Raw genomic sequence first — 21,307 nt, forward strand, 5'->3', positions numbered from 1 at the left:
GGAGGCTGTGACCACTTCGCTGCCCCAACGACAGGTCATCGCCGCATCTTGGCAACGGGCTCGGGACTGCGGGCTGGCCCCCGACGCCCGACCCGATCCGGTGCTCGCCGATATCTCGTCGTCGGACCCGCTGCTCGATGCGGCCCGGCCGATCCTCGCCCGCGCCGCCGAGCAGTTGCACGGCACCCCGGCGGCGCTGCTGCTGGTGGACCACCGCAGCCGGATGGTGGCGCGGGTAAGTGCCGACGCGTCCCTGGAGCGCACCCTCGCCGACGCCGGTGCGGTCACCGGCGCGACCTTCACCGAGGCCGCGATGGGCACCACCGCGCTGGGCACCGTCGCCGAGGTGCGCGGCGAGGTGGTGATCAACGCCGAGGACCACTACCTGGAGCAGTTCCGGTTCCTGAGCTGCTTCGGGCAGCCGATCATCCATCCCACCACCCGCCGGGTGGCCGGCATCCTGTGCATGACCCAGGCCGCGCCGCGCCTGAATCCGCTGTCGGTGCCACTGGTCCGCGGGGTGGTCGAGGACATCGCCGATCGCCTGCTGTCCCGCTCGTCGTCGGACCACCGCCGGGTGATCGCGGCCTACGAGAAGGCCGCGGAACGACGCGACACCGCGGTCGCCGCCCTCGGCGACGACCTCCAGCTGTCCAACTCCCTGGCCGCGCAACTGTTGGCGCCCGGCGACTTCGGCACTTTGCGACAGCTGGTGGAACAGAACGACGTGCCGCCGACGATCACTCTCCTCTCCGGGGTCACCGTGGCGGTGCAGGCCGTGCGCGTGCCGTCCGTCCGGCATGCCGCGGTGTTCCGCCTCCGTCCGCAGCTGTCCGACTTGTCGCCGGCGTCGTTGCCCTCGCGCAGCACTGCGGCCGGCGCGCCCACGGTGGCGATCTGCGGCGAGCCCGGCACCGGCCGGACCGCCCGCGCATTCACGGTGGCCGATCGGGCGGCCGCGGTGGTGATCGACGTGCCGGCCGCGCTGATCGACGACGCCCCGATCGACCTGGCCGCCGCGCTGCGCCTGGCTCGCAGCCGCGGGCACGGCGTGGTGATCGACGGCGCCGACCTCCTCGACGAACGCTCCCTGGCGCTGCTGCAGTCCGCGGTGAGCGCCCGCAGCGGCGCCGAACCGCCGATCGTGGTGGTGACCGGACCACCCGACACACTCGGCCCCGGCGCGGCGGCCCTGGTGGCGCGCTGCCGCCACCGCACCACCCTGCCGCCGCTGCGCCAGCGCAGCACCGAACTGGCCGCGCTCGCGCAGGAGTTCCTGCGTGCCGACAGCCTCGAACTGGGCGCGGACGCCGCCGACGCGCTGGCATCGCAGGACTGGCCCGGCAACTTCCCCGAACTGGCGATGGTGCTCGAGCAGGCCGCCGCGGTGGCCCGCGCCCGCGGGTCGCGCACGCTGGACGTGCACGATCTGCCGCGCGACTACCGCGGTTCCGCGCGCGTATCCCGCCTCCTGGGTCTCGAGCACGCCGAACGCCTGGCGATCGTCGACGCCCTCGACGCCGCCGGCGGCAACAAGAGCCATGCCGCCAAAACCCTCGGCATCAGTCGCACCACCCTGTACGCCCGCATCCGGGCCCTCGACATCGGGCGCTGACCGCACCCGGTCCACAGCTGTTCACGGCTGTCCATCGGCGCTGTTCAGTTTCCGGACAGCGCGACCTCAGCGAATAGGGGCACACTGAGATCTGCGCCACAGTGGCGCAGATCTCATATGCCCCGTATCGCCGGTCCGCCCCCGAGGCGGCCGGGAGGAGGATCCGATGACCGCCGTCTTGACCCCCGCACTTCTGCCCGCCGTGGCCGACTTCGTCTCCCGTGATCGACAGCTGCTGATCGGCGGCGCCTGGGTGGACGCCGCGTCGGGCGAGAAGTTCGAGACCGTCGACCCGGCGACCGGCGAGGTGATCACCCGAGTCGCCAAGGGCACCGCGGAAGACATCGACCGCGCCGTCGCCGCCGCCCGTGCCGCCTACGAGGGCCCGTGGTCGCGGATGAAGCCCAATGAGCGCGAACGCCTGATCTGGAAGGTCGGCGACATCCTGTCCGAGCGCGCGGAGATCTTCGGCCAGCTCGAGGCCCTCGACAACGGCAAGTCGGTGGCCATCGCCACCGCCGTGGACGTGGGCTGGTCGGCCGACGTCTGGCGCTACAACGCCGGCCTGGCCACCAAGATCAAGGGGTCGTCGATCACCCCGTCCATGCCGTTCGCACCGGACGGCCAATTCCACGCCTACACCCGCCGCGAGTCGCTGGGCGTGTGCGGCCAGATCATTCCGTGGAACTTCCCCATCCTGATGGCCACCTGGAAGCTGGCGCCCGCGCTGGCCGCAGGCAACACGGTGGTGCTCAAGCCTGCCGAGCAGACCCCGCTCAGCGCGCTGCTGCTCGGTGAGGTCTTCGAGGAGGCAGGATTCCCGCCCGGCGTGGTCAACATCGTCACCGGTTTCGGCGACGCCGGTGCCGCGCTGTCGGCCCACATGGACGTGGACAAGGTGGCGTTCACCGGTTCCACCGAGGTCGGCAAGAAGATCGTGCAGGCCGCCACCGGCAACCTGAAGAAGGTCACCCTCGAGCTCGGCGGCAAGAGCCCGAACATCGTCTACGCCGACGCCGATCTGGAGGCCGCCGTCGCCGGTTCGGTCGCCGCCTGGATGTTCAACCACGGCCAGTGCTGCGTGGCCGGCACCCGGATGTTCGTGCAGCGGGAGATCTTCGACGACTTCACGCAGGCCGTGGCCGACGCGGCCGCCGCCGCCAAGATCGGCCCGGGTCTGGATCCGACCACCGAACTGGGTCCGCTGGTCTCGCAGGAGCAGTTCGACCGGGTCAACGGCTACATCCAGCAGGGCCTGGCCTCCGGTGCGCGCGCGCTGACCGGCGGCAACCGCTGGGGCGATCGTGGCTACTTCATCGAGCCGACCGTATTCGTGGACGTGGAGCCCCACTACTCGATCGTCGAAGAGGAGATCTTCGGCCCGGTGGTGGCCGCCCTGCCGTTCGACGACGAGGAGGACGTGGCCCGCGCCGCCAACAACTCCATCTACGGCCTGGCCGCCGGGATCTGGACCAAGGATCTGTCCAAGGCCCACCGCACCGCGGCCGCCGTGCAGGCCGGCTCGGTGTGGGTCAACCAGTACAACGGCTTCGACACCGCGCTGCCCTTCGGCGGTTTCAAGCAGTCCGGCTGGGGCCGTGAACTCGGCGACTCCGCCATCGACGCCTACACCCAGGTCAAGTCCGTCAACATCGCGCTCTGACCCCTCGCGCTTCCGCGACACCCCTCAGCGAAACACCCTCAACAAGTACACCCCTCAAGGAGATCACCGTGAAGACCAAAGCTGCTGTCCTGCTGGGCCCGGGCGAACCGTTCCAGATCATGGAGCTCGAGCTCGATCCGCCCGGCCCCGGCGAGGTGCTGATCAAGTACACCGCCGCCGGCCTGTGCCACTCGGACCTGCACCTGACCGACGGCGACCTGCCGCCGCGCTACCCGATCGTCGGCGGCCACGAAGGCTCCGGCATCATCGAGGAAGTCGGCCCGGGCGTGACCAAGGTGAAGCCCGGCGACCACGTCGTCTGCAGCTTCATCCCGAACTGCGGCACCTGCCGCTACTGCTCCACCGGGCGTCAGAACCTGTGCGACATGGGCGCCACCATCCTCGAAGGCTCCATGCCCGACGGCACGTTCCGCTTCCACGGTCCGGACGGCCAGGACTTCGGCGCGATGTGCATGCTCGGCACCTTCGCCGAGCGGGCCACCATCTCCCAGCATTCGGTGGTCAAGGTCGACGACTGGCTGCCGCTGGAGACCGCCGTTCTGGTCGGCTGCGGCGTCCCGTCCGGGTGGGGTACCGCCGTCAACGCGGGCAACCTCCGCGCAGGCGACACCGCGGTGATCTACGGCATCGGAGGCCTCGGCATCAACGCCGTCCAGGGCGCGGTGTCGGCCGGCTGCAAGTACGTGGTCGTCGTCGATCCGGCGGAACTCAAACGGGACACCGCGCTGAAGATGGGCGCCACGCACGCCTTCGCCACCGCCGAAGAGGCAGCGGAGAAGGTCAACGAGCTCACCTGGGGTCAGGGCGCCGACGCGGCGCTCATCCTGGTCGGCACCGTCGACAAGGAGGTGGTCAGCAACGCCACCGCCATCATCGGCAAGGGCGGGCGCGTGGTGATCACCGGCCTGGCCGACCCGGCCGAGCTCACCGTGCAGGTCTCCGGCACCGACCTGACGCTGAACCAGAAGACGATCATGGGCACGCTGTTCGGGTCGATGAACCCGCAGTACGACATCGTCAAACTGCTGCGCCTGTACGACGCCGGCGAGCTCAAGCTCGACGAGCTGGTGACCCAGCGCTACTCGCTGGAGCAGGTCAACGAGGGCTACCAGGACCTGCGCGACGGCAAGAACATCCGAGGCGTCATCAACCACGCCTCCTGATCGAGCCGCGACCGCTCTGACGCGGTTCCCGATTGACGATTCCGCTCCCGCGCGCCTTCAGAAGGTGCGCGGGAGCGGAGTCGTCAATCGGGAAAGATCTCCGCGCGGGATTTCCTGATGGGATAGCGTCCGGTGGGGATTTGTCGGATACTGGCGGCGCTATGAACAGCCAAGGACCGCTGCCCCCAGCCCGACATCCGGGCGCACCACCGCGACCCCCGCGGCCAATGCCTGCGCCCGGGGTACCGCCGCATGTGGGTGGCGGCCCACCGCATCAGTACGGATACCCGCCGAGCGCGCCCGGCCCGACGCAGCAGATTCCGCGCCAGACCGGCCGCGCGAGCGAAGACCGGTTCCTTCCGCCGCCTCGACAGACCGCAGGGCAGGTCGCGCGCGCACGAGGAGTAGAAACCGCCGAGGCCGCGCCCCGGCGCGATCTTCCAGAGCGAGTGAGCGACGGCCGAATGGCCGGCGCCTACACGTTCGTGGCCATCGCGGTCGGAGTGGCGCTCTGGGGCGCGCTCTTCGTTCTCGGTGGGACGCCGATACTGGCTCTCGTCATCGCACCTCTTGCGATGTGCGTCGGGGTCGCCCTCGCCGCGGAAACAACGAAGTCACGTCGCCTGGCATTGACCTGCTCCGGCATAGCGCTGCTCCTGGGCGCGTTGGTCGCCTCACAAGCGCTACTGAACGTCGCCGTTCTCATCCCGCCGGAACTACTGGCCCTTCTGGTACCGGCGTTGTGTGGACTGGCGTGGAGTATCGCTCGTTCCAGAGATCCGCTCACATCTACGCTGGTAGCAGTGGCTGCTTCGCTGCCAGTCGTTCTGTTGTTCCTTGCCACTGAGGCAGGAATAGCGCTGCGCACCGGCCAATACCTGATGTTTCTCCTGCCTGCGCTGCCCGTCGTCATCGCGTGGGTGTCCGCCTACCTCGATCCCCGCAGCAAGATGGAATTCGCCAGCCCGCCGCGGCGGGTCGCACCCATGGGTCCGCAGCGCATCGTCGTCGGGCACACTGCGGACGGGCAGGCCGTGTACGGCGTGGGTACGCCCCCGCACGGGCCCAGCACCGGACCGAACGGCCTGGCGATCGCATCGTTCGTCTTCGGACTGACGGCGTTGAGCATTGTGGCGGTCATCCTCGGACACATGTCGAGTGCGCAGAGCAAGCGCGAGGGACAGCCGCGCTCCGGATTCGCCCTGGCCGGAATCATCCTCGGCTACATCACCCTGGCCGTGCAGGTCACCGTCGTCGCCTGGTACGTCCTGATCGTCCTGCAACTCAGCGCGCTCTGAGCGCATTCACGCTCGCAACGGTTCCCGATTGACGATTCCGCTCCCGCGCGCCTTCTGAAGGTGCGCGGGAGCGGAGTCGTCAATCGGGAAGGAACTCCGCGCGGGCGGGTCAGTCGGCGATCGAGTGCGGCAGGCGGACCGAGCCGGGGGCCGGCTTGGCCGGGCGCGACGGCGGCGGCACCATCGGGCCGACGTTGCCGTCGGGTGCGGTGTCGAGGTCCACGACGACCGGCGCATGGTCGCTGGGCTTAGTGCCCTTGCGCGCCTTGCGATCCACCCACGCCGCCTGCACTCGCTCGGCGACGGGCGCCCCGGCCACCACCAGGTCGATCCGCATGCCCAGGTCCTTGTGGAACATGCCTGCGCGGTAGTCCCAGTACGAGTAGATCTGCGCCTGCGGCCAGTGCGCACGCTGCACGTCGACCATGCCCAGGTCGAGCAGGCCGGCCAGTTCGGCCCGCTCGGCGTCGGTGACGTGGGTGTGCCCGACCAGGGCGGTCGGGTCGAAGACGTCCCGGTCGGCGGGGATGATGTTGAAGTCGCCGCACACCATGGTCTGGGCGGCGTCGTCGGCCACCGCGGACCGCAGCTTGCTCAGCCAGTTCAGCTTGTAGCGGTAGTGGTCCGAATCCACTTCCCGCCCGTTGGGCACGTACACCGACCAGATCCGGAGGCCGCCGCACACCGCGGAGATCGCCCGGCCCTCCGGCGCGGCGGTCGGGTCCGGGAAGCCGGGCGCCTCGGGGAAGGCGATCCGGACGTCGTCGAGCCCCACCTTGCTGAGGATCGCGACCCCGTTCCACTGCCCCTGACCGAAGTGTGCGAACTCGTAGCCGCGCGCGGCCAGCTCCTCGCCCAGTTCGGCGGCGAAGGCCTCGTCGGTGGCCTTGGTCTCCTGCAGGCACACCACGTCGGGCTCGCGCTCGTCCAGCCACGGCAGCAGCCGCGGAATCCGCGGCTTCACCGAGTTCACATTCCACGTCACCACTCGCATGCGCCCACGGTAGCCGCGCGGCGGCGCGGCCACCGAATCCGGCGGTCGCAGACCGTTGTTCGCAGGTCAGACGGGGCGTATCGTCGAAAGATGACCAGTGATCCGGCGGTCAGCAATGGGGATGTCTACAAGGTCGTCTTCGAGAACGATCGGGTTCGGGTGCTCGAGTACACCGACCGACCCGGTCATCGCACGACGCCCCACCGGCATCCCGACAGCGTCATGTACACGCTGAGCAGCTTCCGCCGACGACTGATCAGCGGCGACGCGGCCCGCGAGGTGCAGATGGACGCGGGGTTCGTCGGGTGGCTGCCCGCGCAGGAGCATGCCGGGGAGAACATCGGCGACACCGCCACCCACGTGCTCTTCGTCGAGCTCAAGGAACCGCCGCCGCACCCCGGCCCCACCGCGGAGCCGCACCTCGGCCCGGCCGACTGACGGCCGTCGCCGATCACCAGACGTCGACGGCCCCGCCGGCACTCGGGGGCGGCGGGGCCGCCGCCGCCTCGAGCAGTCGGGCGATCAGCCCGCGGGTCTGCGCCGGATCGATCACGTCGTCGATCTCCCCGTACCGTGCGACGTTGAGCGCCGAGGCGTGTTCGCGCAGGTGCGCGGTCAGTTCGACGACGGTGCGCTCGCGTTCGGCGTCGTCGGCGATGGCCGCGAGCTCGGCGCGCATGGACAGTCGGACCGCACCCTCCAGCCCCATCGGGCCCAGGTGTGCACCCGGCCAGGCCAGCGTCAGCAGCGGTTCGCGGGTGCTGCCGCCGAGCATCGCCTGCGCGCCGAGACCGTAGCCGCGCCGCAGGATCACGCCGACCAGCGGCACGGTCAGCGCGGCACCGGCGATGAGCAACCGCGAACAGTGCCGCACCATCGCGGTGGCCTCGGCCGCCGGACCCACCATCATGCCCGGGGTGTCCACCAGCGAGAGCACCGGAAAACCGTTGGCCTGGCACAGCTGCAGGAAGCGGCTGGCCTTGTCGCCCGCGTCGGCGGTGATGGCCCCGGCCACGTACTGGGTGTCGTTGCCCAGCACGCCGACGGTCCGGCCCTCGATGCGCCCCAGCGCCGTGACCAGCTCCGGGGCGAACTCGCTCCGCAGGACGGTCACCGACTCCGCATCGCACAGGGTCTCGATGATGGGCATCGGGTCGTAGGCCACGTTCTCGGTCTCCGGGACCAGGGTGCGCAGCACCGTCTGATCCGGCGCCGACCAGGTGGGCGTCGCGCCCAGGAAATAGCCCAGCAGGTCGCGGGCGGCCTCCTCCACGTCGGCCTGCTCGACGGCCACGTCGACCACACCGTTCGCGGCCATCACCTCCAGGGGGCCCACGTCGGCGGCCGCGACGTCACCGAGCCCACCGCCGGCGATCATCGCGGGGCCGCCCATGCCGAGGGAACTGCGGTCGGAGGCGACGATCAGGTCGGCACAGCCGGCGATCACCGCGTTACCGGCGAAACAGTTGTCGTCGACCACGGCGATGCGCGGCACCTTGCCGGACAGCCGCGCCCACGCCGCGAAGGTGGGGGTGTCCAGGGCCGAGGCCAACGGGATGTCGGTGTCGCCGGGTCGGCCGCCGCCGCCCGCCGCGAAGAACAAGGTCGGCAGGCGCAGCCGTTCGATGACGTCGAGGAGACGATCGGTCTTGACGTGCCCGCGCATGCCCTGAGTTCCGGCCATCACCAGGTAGTCGTACGACAGCACGGCGCAACTGCGGCCGTCGATCGTCGCCAGGCCGCCGACGATGCCGTCGGCCACGGTCCGATCCAGCAGTTCGTCGACGGACCGCCGGTCCTCCTGGGCACCGGTCACGAACCGGCCGTACTCGACGAACGATCCGGGGTCGACGACGGCGGCGATGTGCTCGCGGGCGGTGCGGCCGCCCCGCGCATGCAGCTTGGCGACGGCGTCGGGCCGCGCCGCGTCCTCGGTCAGGGCCCCGCGTGCCAGCACTTGGAGCAGGTCCGCGCGGATGCCGAGGAGGTCGGCGGGAGTGTCAGACATCCAGCGCCGCCTTCACCTGCTGCACCCACGCCGCGGTCACCTGCGCGCGTCGCGCCGAGTCGTCGGAGAGGGTGTCGGCCAGGCCGAAACCACGCGCCAGGTCCAAGGTGATCTGGGCCAGTCGGTGGGCCGTGGCCCCGTGCGCGCCGGTGGGATCCAGACCGGCCACGGTGAGCTTGTGCGCCGCCCGGGCCAGCTTGGCTTCCAGCGGCAGAATCAGTTCGCGCAGGTTCTCGTCGGAGGCCGCCGCCGCCCACACCTGCAGGGCCGCCTTGAACTGCAGACCGGTGTAGATAGAGACCGCCCGCTCCACCACGGCGTCGATCCGTTCGGGCCCCTCGGGCAGGTTTTCCAGAGTCTGGGCCGCCTCGGCGGTCATCACCTCGAACATCGACTCGAGCACCGCGGTGATGAGGTCCTCCCGCGCGGGAAAATGATGCTGGGCCGCGCCCCGAGACACCCCGGCCGCTTCGGCGACCGCGGTGACCGTCGTGGCCGACCACCCCTTGGCGGCCAGCATGTCGACGGTCACCGACAGCAACCGCTCGCGGGTCTGACGCGAACGTTCCTGCCGGGGTTCCCGGGCCGCGACGGTCACGAGGAGCTCGCGTCCCAGGAGGGCTTGCGCTTGGACAGGAACGCCGTCATGCCCTCGCGTGCCTCGTCGGAACCGAACAGCGCCATCGACTCGGCGGCCCGCGCGGCGACCGCTTCGTCGAAACCGTCGAGCAGGTCGGCGGTGGTCAGCGCCTTCGACGCCGCCAGCCCCTGCGGCGAGGCCTTGCGCACGCTCTCGCAGATCGCCGCCACCTGCGCCTGCAGGTCCTCGGCGGAATCGGCTGCAGCGGTGAGGAATCCGCTGGCCACCGCGGTCGGGGCGTCGAAGGTCTCACCGGTGAGGAAGTAGCGACCCGCCGAGCGCGCGGTCATCTTGGCCAGCAGCACCACCGAGATCATCGACGGGGCCAGCCCCAGCCGCGACTCGGTCAGCGCGAAGCTCGAGCGGGGTCCGGCGACGGCGATGTCGGCCGCCCCGACCAGACCGAAACCGCCGGCGCGGACGTGGCCGTCGATCATCGCGATCACCGGCTTGGGCAGGTCCAGGAACGACCGCATAAGCGACGACATGGAGCTGCCGACCTCGGCGGTGGCCTCCTCCGGCGTGAGCCCGCGGCCCACCGCTTCCCCCAGATCCGCACCGGCGCAGAAGGTTCCACCGGTGTGGGTCACCACCACCGCGCGGACGGCGGGGTCGGCGCCTGCCGCTTCGATCGCCTCCCGCAACTGCCGCACCAGCGTGGAGCTGAGGGCGTTGCGATTGTGCGGTGAGTCGAGCGTGATGGTGGTGACGGCCGCGTCGGTGGCCGTGCGAACCAGGGTCTCGGGGGTGTCGGTCATCGCGAATCCGTCACTCTCAGTACGACTTCGGCAGGCCGAGGCTGGCCTGCGCGACGAAGTTGAGGATCATCTCCCGGCTCACCGGAGCGATCTTGGCGATCCGGGACAGTGCGATCATCGGCGCCACCCCGTACTCCACGGTGAGGCCGTTGCCGCCCATCGAGTGCACCGCCTGATCGACAGCGGCCACCGCCGCGTCGGCGGCGGCCAGCTTGGCCATGTTCGCCGCTTCCGCGGCGCCCCAGTCGTCGCCGGAGTCGTACAGCGAGGCGGCCTTCTGCATCATCAGCTTGGCCATCTCGGTGTCGATCTTGATCTTCGCCAGCGGATGCGAGATCGCCTGGTGCGTCGCGATCGGCGCCTTCCAGACGGTGCGGTCGTTGACGTACGCGACGGCCTTGTCGAGCGCGTAGCGGGCCATACCGACCGCCGAGGCCGACGCCATGATGCGCTCCGGGTTCAGACCGGCGAACAGCTGCGACAGTCCGGCGTCCTCCGAGCCGACGAGGGCGTCGGCGGGCAGGCGCACGTCGTCGAGGAACAGTGCGAACTGCTTCTCCGGGTTCACCAGCTCCATCTCGATGACCTTGGCTTCGAGGCCGGGGGAATCGGTGGGCACCACGAACAGCGCGGGCTTGAGCTTGCCGGTCTTGGCGTCCTCGGTGCGGCCCACGATCAGCACCGCGTCGGCCTGGTCGACGCCGGAGATGAAGACCTTCTGGCCCGACAGCAGCCACTCGTCGCCGTCCCGGCGGGCGGTGGTGGTGATCATGTGCGAGTTGGAGCCCGCGTCCGGCTCGGTGATGCCGAAGGCCATCGTGAACGTGCCGTCGGCCAGGCCCGGCAGCCACCGCTGCTTCTGCTCGTCGGTGCCGAAACGGGCGATGATGTTGCCGCAGATGGCCGGGGAGACCACCAGCATCAGCAGCCCGGTACCCGAAGCGGCCAGCTCTTCCATGACGATCGCGAGCTCGGCCATGCCGGCACCGCCGCCGCCGTACTCCTCGGGCAGGTTGACACCGATGAAGCCCAGCTCACCGGCTTCCTTCCACAGCTCGTCGGTCTTGCGGCCCTGGCGGGCGCAGTCCTGGAAGTACTGCGGGCCGTACTTTGCGCCCAGCGCGGCCACGGCCGCGCGCAGTTCGGTGTGCTCAGCGGGTTCGGTGAACTTCATTTACGCCTCAATCTCTTCGGAAGTGGATTCTTCGGCCTCGTCGGCGATCACGGCGAGGACGTCCCCGACGGACAGCTGCTGGCCTTCGGTCACGGCGAGCACGGCCACCACGCCGTCGCTCGGGGCGCTGATGGTGTGCTCCATCTTCATCGCCTCCAGCCACAGCAGCGGCTGGCCCTGGGTGACGCGATCGCCCTCGGCGACCGCGACGCGGATCACCGCGCCGGGCATCGGCGCCAGCAACGATCCGGGGCGGGCCACCGACGACGGGTCGATGAACCGGGGTGCGCGCGTGAACGCGACACCGGCACCGGGCCAGTCGACGAAGACCTGCTCACCGACCACCGCCACGCGGTAGCGGCGGGCCACGCCGTCCACCAGCAGCACCGCCTCGGTGGGCGTCCAGGAAAGCGCTTCGACGCCCTCGAGGTCGGGCAGTTCCACCGCGCCGCGGGTGATGCGGTAGTCGACCACGGTCTCGGCGGTCTCACCCGCGTGGGTCGACACGTAGGTCTTGCGCTGGTAGCCGGAGGCCATGTTGCGCCAACCCGACGGCAGCCCGGTCAGCACCGTCGCGGCCGCACGATTGGCCGCCGACTGGGCCAACGCCGCCGCGGCCGCGGCCACCCGCACGCTCTTCTCGTCGGCCAGCGGAGCCGACAGCGCCGCCAGTCCCACGGTGTCCAGGTAGGCGGTGTCGGTGTCCCCGGTGAGGTACTGCTCCTCGCGGAGGATGTTCACCAGCAGGTCGCGGTTGGTCACCACACCGTGGATCTCGGCGTCGGCGAGGCCGCGGGCCAGCATGGCCGCGGCGCGCGTCCGGGTCGGCGCCCACGAGATCACCTTGGCGAGCATGGGGTCGTAATAAGTGGAGATCTCGCTGCCGTCGGCCACGCCGGAATCCACCCGCAGACCCGGACGGCTCAGCAGCCCGAACTGCACATCGGAGGGAATGTCGATGGTGTGCACCGTGCCCGACTGCGGCTGCCAGTCCTGCGCCGGATCCTCGGCATACAGGCGGACCTCGATCGAGTGGCCGGTGGCGGTGGGTTCGGGACCGTCCAGCGGCTCCCCTTGCGCCACCCGCAACTGCCACGCCACCAGGTCCACGCCGGTGGTCATCTCGGTGACCGGATGCTCCACCTGGAGCCGGGTGTTGGTCTCCAGGAAGAAGAAGCGGCCGTCGCCGGCGGCGAGGAACTCCACGGTGCCCGCGCCGGTGTAGCCGATCGACGATGCCGCGGTGCGCGCCGCGTCGTACAGCGCGGTCCGCATCTCGGCGCCGATCCGCTCGACCAGCGGGGCCGGGGCCTCCTCGATCACCTTCTGGTGGCGACGCTGAATGGAGCATTCGCGCTCGCCCACGGCCCAGACGCCGCCGTGCGTATCGGCCATCACCTGCACCTCGATGTGGTGACCGCGCTCGATGTACGGCTCGCAGAAGACGGTGGGGTCGCCGAAGGCCGACTCGGCTTCGCGGCGGGCCGCCGCGACGGCGTCCTCGATTTCGTCGAGTGCTGCCACGATGCGCATACCGCGGCCGCCGCCGCCGGCGGAGGCCTTGATGAGCAGCGGCAGGTCGGCCTCGGTCACCGCGGCCGGATCCAGATCCGACAGCACCGGCACCCCGGCGGCCTTCATGGCCTCCTTGGCGTTGACCTTGGAGCCCATCGCGGTGATGGCGGTCGGCGGCGGGCCGATCCAGATCAGACCGGCATCGATCACCGCCTGCGCGAACTCGGCGTTCTCGGACAGGAATCCGTAGCCCGGATGGATGGCGTCCGCACCGGCGCGCTGCGCCGCGGCGATCACCAGGTCGCCGCGCAGGTACGTCTCGGCGGAGGTGGCGCCGGGCAGGCGCACCGCCGCATCGGCGGCCCGCACGTGGGGCGCGTCGGCGTCGGGGTCGGAGAAGACGGCCACCGTGCCGATACCCATCTCGCGGCAGGTCGCGAAGACGCGGCAGGCGATCTCGCCGCGGTTGGCCACCAGGACGGAAGTGATTTGGTTGCTCATGAGTTCCTCACATCCGGAAGACGCCGAAGTTGGTGGCGCCTTCGATCGGGGCACCGGCGATCGCCGAGAGGCTCATGCCGAGCACGGTGCGGGTGTCCCGGGGGTCGATGACCCCGTCGTCGTACAACATGCCCGACAGGAACATCGGGACCGATTCGGCTTCGATCTGCGCCTCGATCATGGCGCGCAGACCGGCGTCGGCTTCTTCGTCGACGACGCCGCCGCGGGCCTCGGTGGACGCGCGGGACACGATCGAGATGACGCCGGCCAGCTGGGCGCCGCCCATCACCGCCGACTTGGCGCTGGGCCAGGTGAACAGGAAGCGGGGGTCGTAGGCGCGGCCGCACATGCCGTAGTGACCGGCTCCGTAGCTGGCGCCGATCAGCAGCGACAGGTGCGGAACTTTCGAGTTGGACACCGCGTTGATCATCATCGAGCCGTGCTTGATGATGCCGCCCTGCTCGTACTCCTTGCCCACCATGTAGCCGGTGGTGTTGTGCAGGAACAGCAGCGGCGTGTCGGTCTGGTTGGCCAGCTGAATGAACTGGGTGGCCTTCTGCGCTTCGGCGCTGAACAGCACGCCCTGCGCGTTGGCCAGGATGCCCACCGGGTAGCCGTGGATCGTGGCCCAGCCGGTGCACAGCGAGGTGCCGTACTCGGGCTTGAACTCGTCGAAGTCGCTGTCGTCGACCACGCGTGCAATCACCTCGCGCGGATCGAACGGCACCTTCAGGTCGGGCCCGACGATGCCGAGCAGGTCCTCGGAGCTGTACCGGGGTTCGGCCACCTCGGCCGACGGCACGGGCCCCTTCTTGCGCCAGTTGAGCCGGGCGACGATCCGCCGCCCGATGCGCAGGGCGTCCTGTTCGTCGGCGGCGAGGTAGTCGCCGAGACCGGAGACCCGGGCGTGCATCTCGGCGCCGCCGAGCTCCTCGTCGTTGCTCTCCTCGCCGGTGGCCATCTTGACCAGCGGCGGACCGCCGAGGAACACCTTGGAGCGTTCCTTGATCATCACCACGTGGTCGCTCATGCCCGGCACGTACGCCCCACCGGCGGTGGAGTTGCCGAAGACCAGGGCGATGGTCGGGATCCCCGCCGCCGACAGGCGCGTCAGATCGCGGAACATCCGGCCGCCCGGAACGAAGACCTCCTTCTGGGTGGGCAGGTCCGCACCGCCGGACTCCACCAGGGACACCACCGGCAGGCGGTTCTCCATGGCGATGTCGTTGCAGCGCAGGATCTTCCGCAGTGTCCACGGGTTGGAGGTGCCGCCCTTGATGGTCGGGTCGTTGGCCACGATGAGGCATTCGACGCCCTCGACCACGCCGATGCCGGCCACCACGGAGGCGCCGACGGCGAACTGGGAGCCGTAGGCCGCCAGCGGGCACAGCTCCATGAACGGCGAGTCCTCGTCGATCAGCATCTCGATGCGCTCGCGGGGCAGGAGCTTGTCGCGCTTGCGGTGGCGGGCGACGGCGCGTTCGCCGCCGCCGTCGAGCACCTTGCGGAACTCCAGGTCGAGCTCGGCGAGCTTGCCGTTCATCGCCTCCACATTGGCGAGGAAGTCGTCGGAGGAGGTGTCGATCTTGCTCTGGAACACGGTCACTGCTGGTACCCCAATCGCTTTGCTGCCAGGCCGAGGAGAATCTCGTTGGTGCCGCCGCCGATACCGATGATCCGCATGTCGCGGTACTGCCGCTCCACCTCGGATTCGGTCATGTAGCCCATGCCGCCGAACAGCTGCACGGCCTTGTTGGCCACCCATTCACCGGTCTCGACGGCGGTGTTCTTGGCGAAGCAGACCTCGGCGATGAGGTCCTGCTCGCCCGCGGCGTAGCGATCGACCACGGCCCGGGTGTAGACCCGCGCGATGTCGATCTTGCGTGCCATCTCGGTGACGCTGTCCTGCACGCTCTGCCGCGAGATGAGGGGGCGACCGAAGGTCTCCCGATTGCGCACCCATTCGAGGGTCAGGTCCAGGCAGCGCTGCGCTTGCGCGTAGGCCTGCACGGCCAGCGCGGCGCGCTCGGTGACGAAGGCCTGCGCGATCTGCATGAAGCCGGAGTTCTCCGCGCCGACCAGGTTGGCCACCGGCACCCGGGCGTCGACGAAGGACAGTTCCGCGGTGTCCGAGGCCCGCCAGCCCATCTTGTCGAGTTTGCGATCGACGGTGAAGCCGGGCGTGCCCTTCTCGATCACCAGCAGCGAGACGCCGGCGGCGCCGGGGCCGCCGGTGCGCACCGCCGCGACCACGAAGTCGGCGCGAACACCCGAGGTGATGAAGGTCTTGGCGCCGTTGACCACGTAGTGGTCGCCGTCGCGCACCGCGGTGGTCCGCAGGTGCCCGACGTCGCTGCCGCCGCTGGGTTCGGTGATGGCCAGCGAGCCGATCTTGGTGCCGTCGATGGTGGGGCGCACCCACTTGTCGATCTGCGCCGGATCGCCCGCGGCGATCAGGTGCGGCAGGGAGATGCCGCTGGTGAACAGCGAAGCGAAGACGCCGCCGGAGACACCCTGCTGGTGCAGTTCCTCGCACAGGATGGAGGCGTCGATCAGGTCGCCGCCGGCGCCGCCGACCGCTTCCGGGAAGGCCAGTCCGATCAGACCCAGTTCGGCGGCCTGCACGTGCAGTTCGCGCGGGATCTCGCCGTCGGCTTCCCATTGATCCTGGTACGGGAGAATGTGACGGGCGGCGAAGCCGGCGATGGATTCGCGCAGGGCTCGGCGTTCCGGGGTCTCCCAGTCGGCGTTGCTGATGGGCATAGTGCTCCTACTCGGGTCGCGCTGAAGTCGGGTCGGGTCAGGGCAGGAAACGCTGCGGGATCGGCACGTGCCGCGAACGCAGCCACTCCCCCAGCCCCTTGGCCTGGGGATCGAAGCGGACGTTCTCGGCCACGCCGCGCCCGAGGATCCCCTCGATCACGAAGTTGACGGCGCGCAGGTTCGGCAGCCGGTAGCGGTGCACCACCAGGTCCGCGGCCTCGGGCAGCAGTTCCTTGAGCTTGTCGGTGCTGAGCAGCGCGTCGAGCCAGGCGTACTCGTCGTCGCCGCGCGCCCACACGCCGACGTTGGCGCTGCCGCCCTTGTCGCCGCTGCGCGAGCCGATGATCGTGCCGAGCGGTGCCATCACCGTGGGCCCCCAGTCGGTGGTCGCGGCCGGCGCCGGAGCGTCCTCGTCGACCACCAATGCCGCGCGCACCGGCGACGGTTCGATCTCCACCGACACCCCGTCGGGCTGGGTGACGCGATGGTGCACCAGTGCGACGTCGACGTAGCCGGGTTCGAAGACGCCGTAGGGCGAGCCGTGGCCGGGCGGGGCGGTCATGGTGAAGCCGGGGAAGCTGGCCAGGGCTAGCTGCACCGCGGTGTCGGCGAAGCCGCGGCCCACCTTCTTCGGGTCGGTGTCGCGGGCGACGCAGTGCAGGATGGCGCTGGCCTGTTCCTCGGTGTCGGCGTCGGGGCGGTCGTGCCGCACCAGCGTCCATTCCAGTTCGGCGGGACGGCTGGGCAGTTCCGCTTCGAACTGGGTCCGGAACAGTTCGGCCTTGGCCTCGATGTCCATGCCGGTGAGCACCACGGAGATCTCGTTGCGCAGGCCCGCCAGGTTGTTCAGCGAGACCTTCAGGTCGGTCGGCGGGGCCTCGCCGGTGGCGGCCGAGATGTGCACGCGATCGGGACCCTGCTGCGTCAGCTGCACCGAGTCCAGGCGCGCGGTGGCGTCCGGGTTGTAGTAGCGCGGGCCGCGGACCTCGTAGAGCAGCTGCGAGGTGACGGTACCGATGTTCACGGCGCCGCCGGTGCCCTCGTGCTTGGTGATCACCGACGAACCGTCGGGATGGATCTCGGCGATCGGGAAACCCAGGTGACCCATCTCGATCTCGGTGAAGAACGAGTAGTTGCCGCCGGTGGCCTGCGCCCCGCATTCGATGATGTGGCCGGCTACCACGGCGCCGGCGATCGCGTCGAGATCGTCGTAGCCCCAGCCGAAGGCCGCGGCCGCGGGCCCTACGGCCAGCGAGGCGTCGGTGACGCGTCCGGTCACCACGATGTCGGCGCCGCGGGTCAGCGCGGTCTTGATGCCGAAGCCGCCGAGGTAGGCGTTGGCGGTCAGCGGACTGCCGAGGTTCAGTGCGGCGGCCTGCTTGACCAGGTCGTCGCCGGAGACGAAGGCGATCTGCGCGTCGATGTCGAGCTCGGCGGCCAGTTCCCGCAGCGCCACCGCGAGGCCGTGCGGGTTGAGCCCGCCGGCGTTGGTGACGATCTTGACGTCCCGGTCCCGAGCCAGGGCCAGGTTCTCCCGCATCTGGTGCAGGAAGGTCTTGGCGTAGCCCGTGCTCGGATCCTTCATCCGGTCGCGACCCAGGATGAGCATGGTCAGCTCGGCCAGATAGTCCCCGGTGAGGTAGTCCAGCTCGCCGCCTTCGAGCATCTCCTGCACCGCACTGAAGCGGTCACCGTAGAAGCCCGAGGCATTGCCGATGCGTACGACGTCGGTCATGTGCGTCCCTAACTGCTGATGTGTCTGCTGGTGTGGTGCTGATCCGCTCGAGGGGATCTATCCCTGGGCGGCGCGGCCCGCTCCGGGCGGACCGGCGAAGACCTGCGCGATAGCGGCCCACTGGCGGGCGTCGTCGCCGACCACCTCCAGCGCGAGGTCGTCGAAGTGGCGGCGCTGGGTGATGAGTTCGCAGAAGTCGACGGCCGGGCCGCGGACCACGTCGGTCGCATCCTCCGGGCCCCAGACCCACAACTCGCCCGACGGTGCGGTGATCTCCCACCGGAACTCGGACTCTGGTGCGGTCAACCCGTTGACCATGTAGGCGAAGTTGCGCGTGCGCACGCCCAGGTGCACCACGTTGCGGATGCGGTCGGTGCTCTCGCGTTCCACGCCGAGGGCGTCGGCCACGTCGAGCGCGTGCGCCCAGGTCTCCATCAGGCGGGCGGTGGCCATCGACGGCGCCGACATCGGCGGGCCGTACCAGGGCAGCTTGGTGCCTTCCGGGACCGCGGTGAGGGCGCCGGCCAGTCGGCCGCGGGTGGCCCGCCAGTCGGCGAGCAGTTCCTGCGGGTCGCGCGCGGCCTCGACCGCGGCACCCTCGTCGACGAAGCCCTCCGGGTCGGCGAGGGCATCGGCCAGCTGCGCGATGAACCCGTCGGGGTCGGTGACCGCGAGCAACGAGGCGCGGTCGGTCCACAGCAGGTGGCCGATCTGGTGGGCGATGGTCCAGCCTTCGGCCGGCGTCGGCGTGGCCCACTGCTCGGCGGTCAGCGGCGCGACCAGCTCGTCGAGGGAGTCCGATTCGGCATCGAGCGCGGAAACCAGGTCGTCAATGAGAGCCATGCGACGAGTGTCACATCCGCCCCGGAAAAAATCAAGCGCGCTTGATTGTTTAGTGTCCGGCGCACCGCCGGTGCCCGCTCAGCCGGTGAAGAGCACGTCCCCGCCGGCGGTGGCCAGCAGCACGTCACCGTCGTACAGCTCCGCGGTGAAGACACCCAGCCGCCGCCCGACCTTCACCGCGCGGGTCCGCACCTGCAGGGTGCGTCCGTCCACGGCCGGCGACCGGAGGAACGCGATGCTGAAGTCGACGAGTTGGTAGTCCACGCCCGCCGGTGCCGCGGCCTGGCCGGCCAGGGACAGTGCCTGGGCGACGACGGCCGCGATCACGCCGCCGTGCATGGTGCCCATGATGTTGCCCATCCACGGCTCGGTGACGCTCGCGAAGCAGACGTTCCCGTCGTCGTCGACCGAGACCGAACCGCCGAGGAGTCGGCCCAGTTCGCCGAGGGGTGCGCGGCCGTCGACGAGGTCGGCGACGATCTCGCGCCCGCCGCGTGCGAGATCGGCGGTCGGCAGCGGAGCCGCCGCCGGCGGCGCCACCGGCTCGGCCAGATCCGCCGCATCGCCGTCGACCACGAGGTCACGTCCCACCCGGACGCTGCGGGCGACACCGGTGCACAGCAGGCGGCCGTCACGTCCGGTGATGCGCACCGTCGACACGCCGTACGGCTCTCGTCGCATGGACACCTCGGAGGTGCCGTCGAGCATCTCGTCGACCGTCGGCCGATCCAGCATCGACATCGTCAGCCGCGCCTGCACCGTGGACCCGGATCCGGAGTAGAAGAACGACAGGCCGCCGATGTCGTCGAACAGCACGGTGAGCGCCGGCAGATCGATCAGGCCGCGATGGTCGGTCACGCCCGGTCCGAGGGCCTGCACCATGTCGGCGAGCGGCGCTCCGGCGCGACGGCCGATGCCGAAGGAGGTGAAGGGATCGTTCTCAGTCAGGCTGGTCATGTCCCTAGTCCTATCAACACCCCGGCACCGCCGCCGCATCGCATGCCCTATCGTTCGCATCGTGGACTTCCGAATCGAAGACATCACCGAAGAAGAGATCGACCGGCGCCTGAGCGTGGTGGAGCCGCTGACCGACTCCGTGCGGCAGCTGGTCGATGCGGTGATCCGCAGCGAGGTCAGCGACGAGCGGCTCGCGGCAGCCAAGGAGAAGGTCGACGCGATCGTCGCCGACCTGCGCGAGCAGCAGCGACCGGGCAGTTTCGGGACGCCCTACACCAAGGAATTCATCGGCATGCCCTGGGGCAATGCCGCGGTCGGGGCCCGCAACGCGGTGGCTCCGCCGCTGCGCATCCAGCGCTCCCCCGGCCTCGCCGAATGCGAGATGGTGCTCGGTGCCGCGTACGAGGGCCCGGGCGGTTGCGTGCACGGCGGTGTGGCGGCGCTGCTGCTCGACCAGTTGGTCGGCGAGGCCGCCAGCACCGACGGGCTGCCGAGTTTCACCGGCACCCTCACGGTGAAGTATCTGCGCCCCACGCTGCTCGGTCCGTTGAGCGCCCGCGCCGAGGTGACCCGCCGCGAAGGTCGGAAGACTTTTGTGCACGCCACGATGTCCGACGCCGACGGCGTGACCGTCGAGGCCGACGCGATCATGATCTGCCCCAAGGATTTCGTCCTTCCCACCGGCGACGCTCTGCCGCCGGCTGCCGACCGTCGATTGGACCGATGATGTGTGACGACCACGGTGCGACGACGCCGTTCAGCGAGGCCGAAGCAGCCGCCGTTAGTGCGTTCACCGAGCGCCTCGGACTCGACGGCATGATCGATGTGCACACGCACTTCATGCCCAAGCCGGTGCTCGACAAGGTGTGGGCGTACTTCGATTCGGCGGGCCCGATGCTGGGCCGCGAGTGGCCGATCGCGTACCGCGCGGACGAGGAACGACGGGTGGCGGCGCTGCGCGCGTTCGGCGTGCAGGCCTTCTCCTCGATGCTGTACCCGCACAAGGCGGACATGGCGGAGTGGCTCAACGGCTGGGGCGCGGATTTCGGTGCGCGCCACCCGGATTGCCTGCAGACCGCCACGTTCTTTCCGGAGCCGACCGCGGCGCGCTACGTGGCCGAGGCGATCGAGAACGGCGCCGAGGTGTTCAAGTCGCACATTCAGGTGGGCGCCTACTCGCCGCTGGATCCGCTGCTCGACGACGTGTGGGGCGTGCTGGAGCAGACCCAGGTCCCGGTGGTCATCCACTGCGGATCCGGCCCGGCGCCCGGCGAGTACACCGGCCCCGCACCGATTCGTGAACTGCTGCAACGCTTTCCAAAGCTGTCGCTGATCGTCGCGCACATGGGCACCCCCGAGTACGAGGAGTTCCTCGCGCTGGCCGAGGAGCACGACGAGGTGCGGCTGGACACCACGATGAGCTTCACCGACTTCTCCGAGGAAGGCGCTCCGTACCCGCCGGAACTGCTCCCCCGGGTCGCCGCGCTGCAGGAGAAGATCCTGTTCGGTTCGGACTTCCCCAACATCCCCTACAGCTACGTCCACGCGCTGCGGGCCTGCGAGCGGCTGGGACTCGGCGACGACTGGATTCGCTCGGTGCTCCACCACAACGCGGCGGCCCTGTTCGGGCGCTGACCCGCCCGAAACGCCCGTTTCGCC

General features: G+C 70.0%; 18 protein-coding genes. 7 read left to right on the plus strand and 11 right to left on the minus strand.

What is annotated here, in order from left to right; genetic code table 11:
* Positions 1 to 7 precede the first annotated feature (7 nt).
* From ABD989_RS15760 to ABD989_RS15775, 4 genes are all read left to right on the plus strand, one after another.
* Positions 8 to 1,615, plus strand: coding sequence for a sigma-54-dependent Fis family transcriptional regulator (locus tag ABD989_RS15760; RefSeq protein WP_345314188.1), 1,608 nt, complete (start codon positions 8 to 10; stop codon positions 1,613 to 1,615).
* A gap of 166 nt (positions 1,616 to 1,781) precedes the next feature.
* Positions 1,782 to 3,278: an aldehyde dehydrogenase family protein gene (locus ABD989_RS15765; RefSeq protein WP_345314189.1), complete on the plus strand. Its 1,497-nt coding sequence runs from the start codon at positions 1,782 to 1,784 to the stop codon at positions 3,276 to 3,278.
* Between the two features lie 68 nt (positions 3,279 to 3,346).
* Positions 3,347 to 4,462, plus strand: a complete 1,116-nt coding sequence (locus ABD989_RS15770) for an NDMA-dependent alcohol dehydrogenase (RefSeq protein ID WP_345314190.1) — start codon at positions 3,347 to 3,349, stop codon at positions 4,460 to 4,462.
* A gap of 464 nt (positions 4,463 to 4,926) precedes the next feature.
* Positions 4,927 to 5,760: a DUF4190 domain-containing protein gene (locus tag ABD989_RS15775; RefSeq protein ID WP_345314191.1), complete on the plus strand. Its 834-nt coding sequence runs from the start codon at positions 4,927 to 4,929 to the stop codon at positions 5,758 to 5,760.
* 109 nt (positions 5,761 to 5,869) lie between these two features.
* Here the strand turns inward: ABD989_RS15775 and ABD989_RS15780 are convergent, their stop codons facing one another.
* Positions 5,870 to 6,754 (minus strand): exodeoxyribonuclease III, encoded by an 885-nt coding sequence (locus tag ABD989_RS15780; RefSeq protein WP_345314192.1) that lies wholly within the window; start codon positions 6,752 to 6,754, stop codon positions 5,870 to 5,872.
* A gap of 90 nt (positions 6,755 to 6,844) precedes the next feature.
* On the opposite strand from ABD989_RS15780, the gene ABD989_RS15785 reads away from it, so the two are divergent.
* On the plus strand, positions 6,845 to 7,192 hold the full coding sequence (locus tag ABD989_RS15785) for a cupin domain-containing protein (RefSeq protein ID WP_345314193.1): 348 nt from the start codon (positions 6,845 to 6,847) through the stop codon (positions 7,190 to 7,192).
* A gap of 13 nt (positions 7,193 to 7,205) precedes the next feature.
* Here the strand turns inward: ABD989_RS15785 and ABD989_RS15790 are convergent, their stop codons facing one another.
* The 10 genes from ABD989_RS15790 to ABD989_RS15835 all read right to left on the minus strand — a co-directional run bounded on the left by ABD989_RS15790 (position 7,206) and on the right by ABD989_RS15835 (position 19,648).
* Positions 7,206 to 8,762, minus strand: coding sequence for an acyl-CoA carboxylase subunit beta (locus ABD989_RS15790; protein WP_345314194.1), 1,557 nt, complete (start codon positions 8,760 to 8,762; stop codon positions 7,206 to 7,208).
* The gene (locus tag ABD989_RS15795) at positions 8,755 to 9,360 is read right to left on the minus strand and encodes a TetR/AcrR family transcriptional regulator (protein WP_345314195.1); all 606 of its coding nucleotides are present in this window, start codon (positions 9,358 to 9,360) and stop codon (positions 8,755 to 8,757) included. The genes ABD989_RS15790 and ABD989_RS15795 overlap by 8 nt, the downstream gene beginning before the upstream one ends.
* Positions 9,357 to 10,160 (minus strand): enoyl-CoA hydratase family protein, encoded by an 804-nt coding sequence (locus ABD989_RS15800; protein WP_345314196.1) that lies wholly within the window; start codon positions 10,158 to 10,160, stop codon positions 9,357 to 9,359. The genes ABD989_RS15795 and ABD989_RS15800 overlap by 4 nt, the downstream gene beginning before the upstream one ends.
* 16 nt (positions 10,161 to 10,176) lie before the next feature.
* Positions 10,177 to 11,334, minus strand: coding sequence for an acyl-CoA dehydrogenase family protein (locus ABD989_RS15805; RefSeq protein ID WP_345314197.1), 1,158 nt, complete (start codon positions 11,332 to 11,334; stop codon positions 10,177 to 10,179).
* On the minus strand, positions 11,335 to 13,350 hold the full coding sequence (locus ABD989_RS15810) for an ATP-binding protein (protein ID WP_345314198.1): 2,016 nt from the start codon (positions 13,348 to 13,350) through the stop codon (positions 11,335 to 11,337).
* Between the two features lie 7 nt (positions 13,351 to 13,357).
* Positions 13,358 to 14,956: an acyl-CoA carboxylase subunit beta gene (locus ABD989_RS15815; protein ID WP_345314199.1), complete on the minus strand. Its 1,599-nt coding sequence runs from the start codon at positions 14,954 to 14,956 to the stop codon at positions 13,358 to 13,360.
* Positions 14,953 to 16,113 carry an acyl-CoA dehydrogenase family protein gene (locus ABD989_RS15820; RefSeq protein WP_345314200.1) on the minus strand — a complete coding sequence of 387 codons (1,161 nt, stop codon included), beginning with the start codon at positions 16,111 to 16,113 and terminating at the stop codon, positions 14,953 to 14,955. Before ABD989_RS15820 ends, ABD989_RS15815 begins: the two co-directional genes overlap by 4 nt.
* Before the next feature lie 37 nt (positions 16,114 to 16,150).
* Positions 16,151 to 17,848, minus strand: coding sequence for an acyclic terpene utilization AtuA family protein (locus tag ABD989_RS15825; protein ID WP_345314201.1), 1,698 nt, complete (start codon positions 17,846 to 17,848; stop codon positions 16,151 to 16,153).
* A gap of 57 nt (positions 17,849 to 17,905) precedes the next feature.
* Entirely contained in the window at positions 17,906 to 18,691 is a 786-nt protein-coding gene (locus ABD989_RS15830; protein WP_345314202.1) for a TIGR03084 family metal-binding protein, read from the minus strand.
* Between the two features lie 78 nt (positions 18,692 to 18,769).
* Positions 18,770 to 19,648: a PaaI family thioesterase gene (locus ABD989_RS15835; protein ID WP_345314203.1), complete on the minus strand. Its 879-nt coding sequence runs from the start codon at positions 19,646 to 19,648 to the stop codon at positions 18,770 to 18,772.
* A gap of 61 nt (positions 19,649 to 19,709) precedes the next feature.
* Between ABD989_RS15835 and ABD989_RS15840 the strand changes: the two genes are divergently transcribed.
* Together ABD989_RS15840 and ABD989_RS15845 are read left to right on the plus strand one after the other, a co-directional pair.
* A complete protein-coding gene (locus ABD989_RS15840; protein ID WP_345314204.1) occupies positions 19,710 to 20,375 on the plus strand; it encodes a PaaI family thioesterase in 666 nt (221 codons plus the stop codon).
* Positions 20,375 to 21,283: an amidohydrolase family protein gene (locus ABD989_RS15845; protein WP_345314221.1), complete on the plus strand. Its 909-nt coding sequence runs from the start codon at positions 20,375 to 20,377 to the stop codon at positions 21,281 to 21,283. The genes ABD989_RS15840 and ABD989_RS15845 overlap by 1 nt, the downstream gene beginning before the upstream one ends.
* Positions 21,284 to 21,307: the final 24 nt, after the last annotated feature.

This window comes from Gordonia alkaliphila (assembly GCF_039542465.1).
Lineage (GTDB): Bacteria > Actinomycetota > Actinomycetes > Mycobacteriales > Mycobacteriaceae > Gordonia > Gordonia alkaliphila.

Coding starts and splice junctions, on each gene's coding strand:
- ABD989_RS15825 (WP_345314201.1), bottom strand. CDS start 17,848: ATGACCGACGTCGTACGCATCGGCAATGCCTCGGGCTTCTACGGTGAC.
- ABD989_RS15765 (WP_345314189.1), top strand. CDS start 1,782: ATGACCGCCGTCTTGACCCCCGCACTTCTGCCCGCCGTGGCCGACTTC.
- ABD989_RS15790 (WP_345314194.1), bottom strand. CDS start 8,762: ATGTCTGACACTCCCGCCGACCTCCTCGGCATCCGCGCGGACCTGCTC.
- ABD989_RS15810 (WP_345314198.1), bottom strand. CDS start 13,350: ATGAGCAACCAAATCACTTCCGTCCTGGTGGCCAACCGCGGCGAGATC.
- ABD989_RS15775 (WP_345314191.1), top strand. CDS start 4,927: ATGGCCGGCGCCTACACGTTCGTGGCCATCGCGGTCGGAGTGGCGCTC.
- ABD989_RS15800 (WP_345314196.1), bottom strand. CDS start 10,160: ATGACCGACACCCCCGAGACCCTGGTTCGCACGGCCACCGACGCGGCC.
- ABD989_RS15830 (WP_345314202.1), bottom strand. CDS start 18,691: ATGGCTCTCATTGACGACCTGGTTTCCGCGCTCGATGCCGAATCGGAC.
- ABD989_RS15785 (WP_345314193.1), top strand. CDS start 6,845: ATGACCAGTGATCCGGCGGTCAGCAATGGGGATGTCTACAAGGTCGTC.
- ABD989_RS15805 (WP_345314197.1), bottom strand. CDS start 11,334: ATGAAGTTCACCGAACCCGCTGAGCACACCGAACTGCGCGCGGCCGTG.
- ABD989_RS15820 (WP_345314200.1), bottom strand. CDS start 16,113: ATGCCCATCAGCAACGCCGACTGGGAGACCCCGGAACGCCGAGCCCTG.
- ABD989_RS15835 (WP_345314203.1), bottom strand. CDS start 19,648: ATGACCAGCCTGACTGAGAACGATCCCTTCACCTCCTTCGGCATCGGC.
- ABD989_RS15780 (WP_345314192.1), bottom strand. CDS start 6,754: ATGCGAGTGGTGACGTGGAATGTGAACTCGGTGAAGCCGCGGATTCCG.
- ABD989_RS15845 (WP_345314221.1), top strand. CDS start 20,375: ATGTGTGACGACCACGGTGCGACGACGCCGTTCAGCGAGGCCGAAGCA.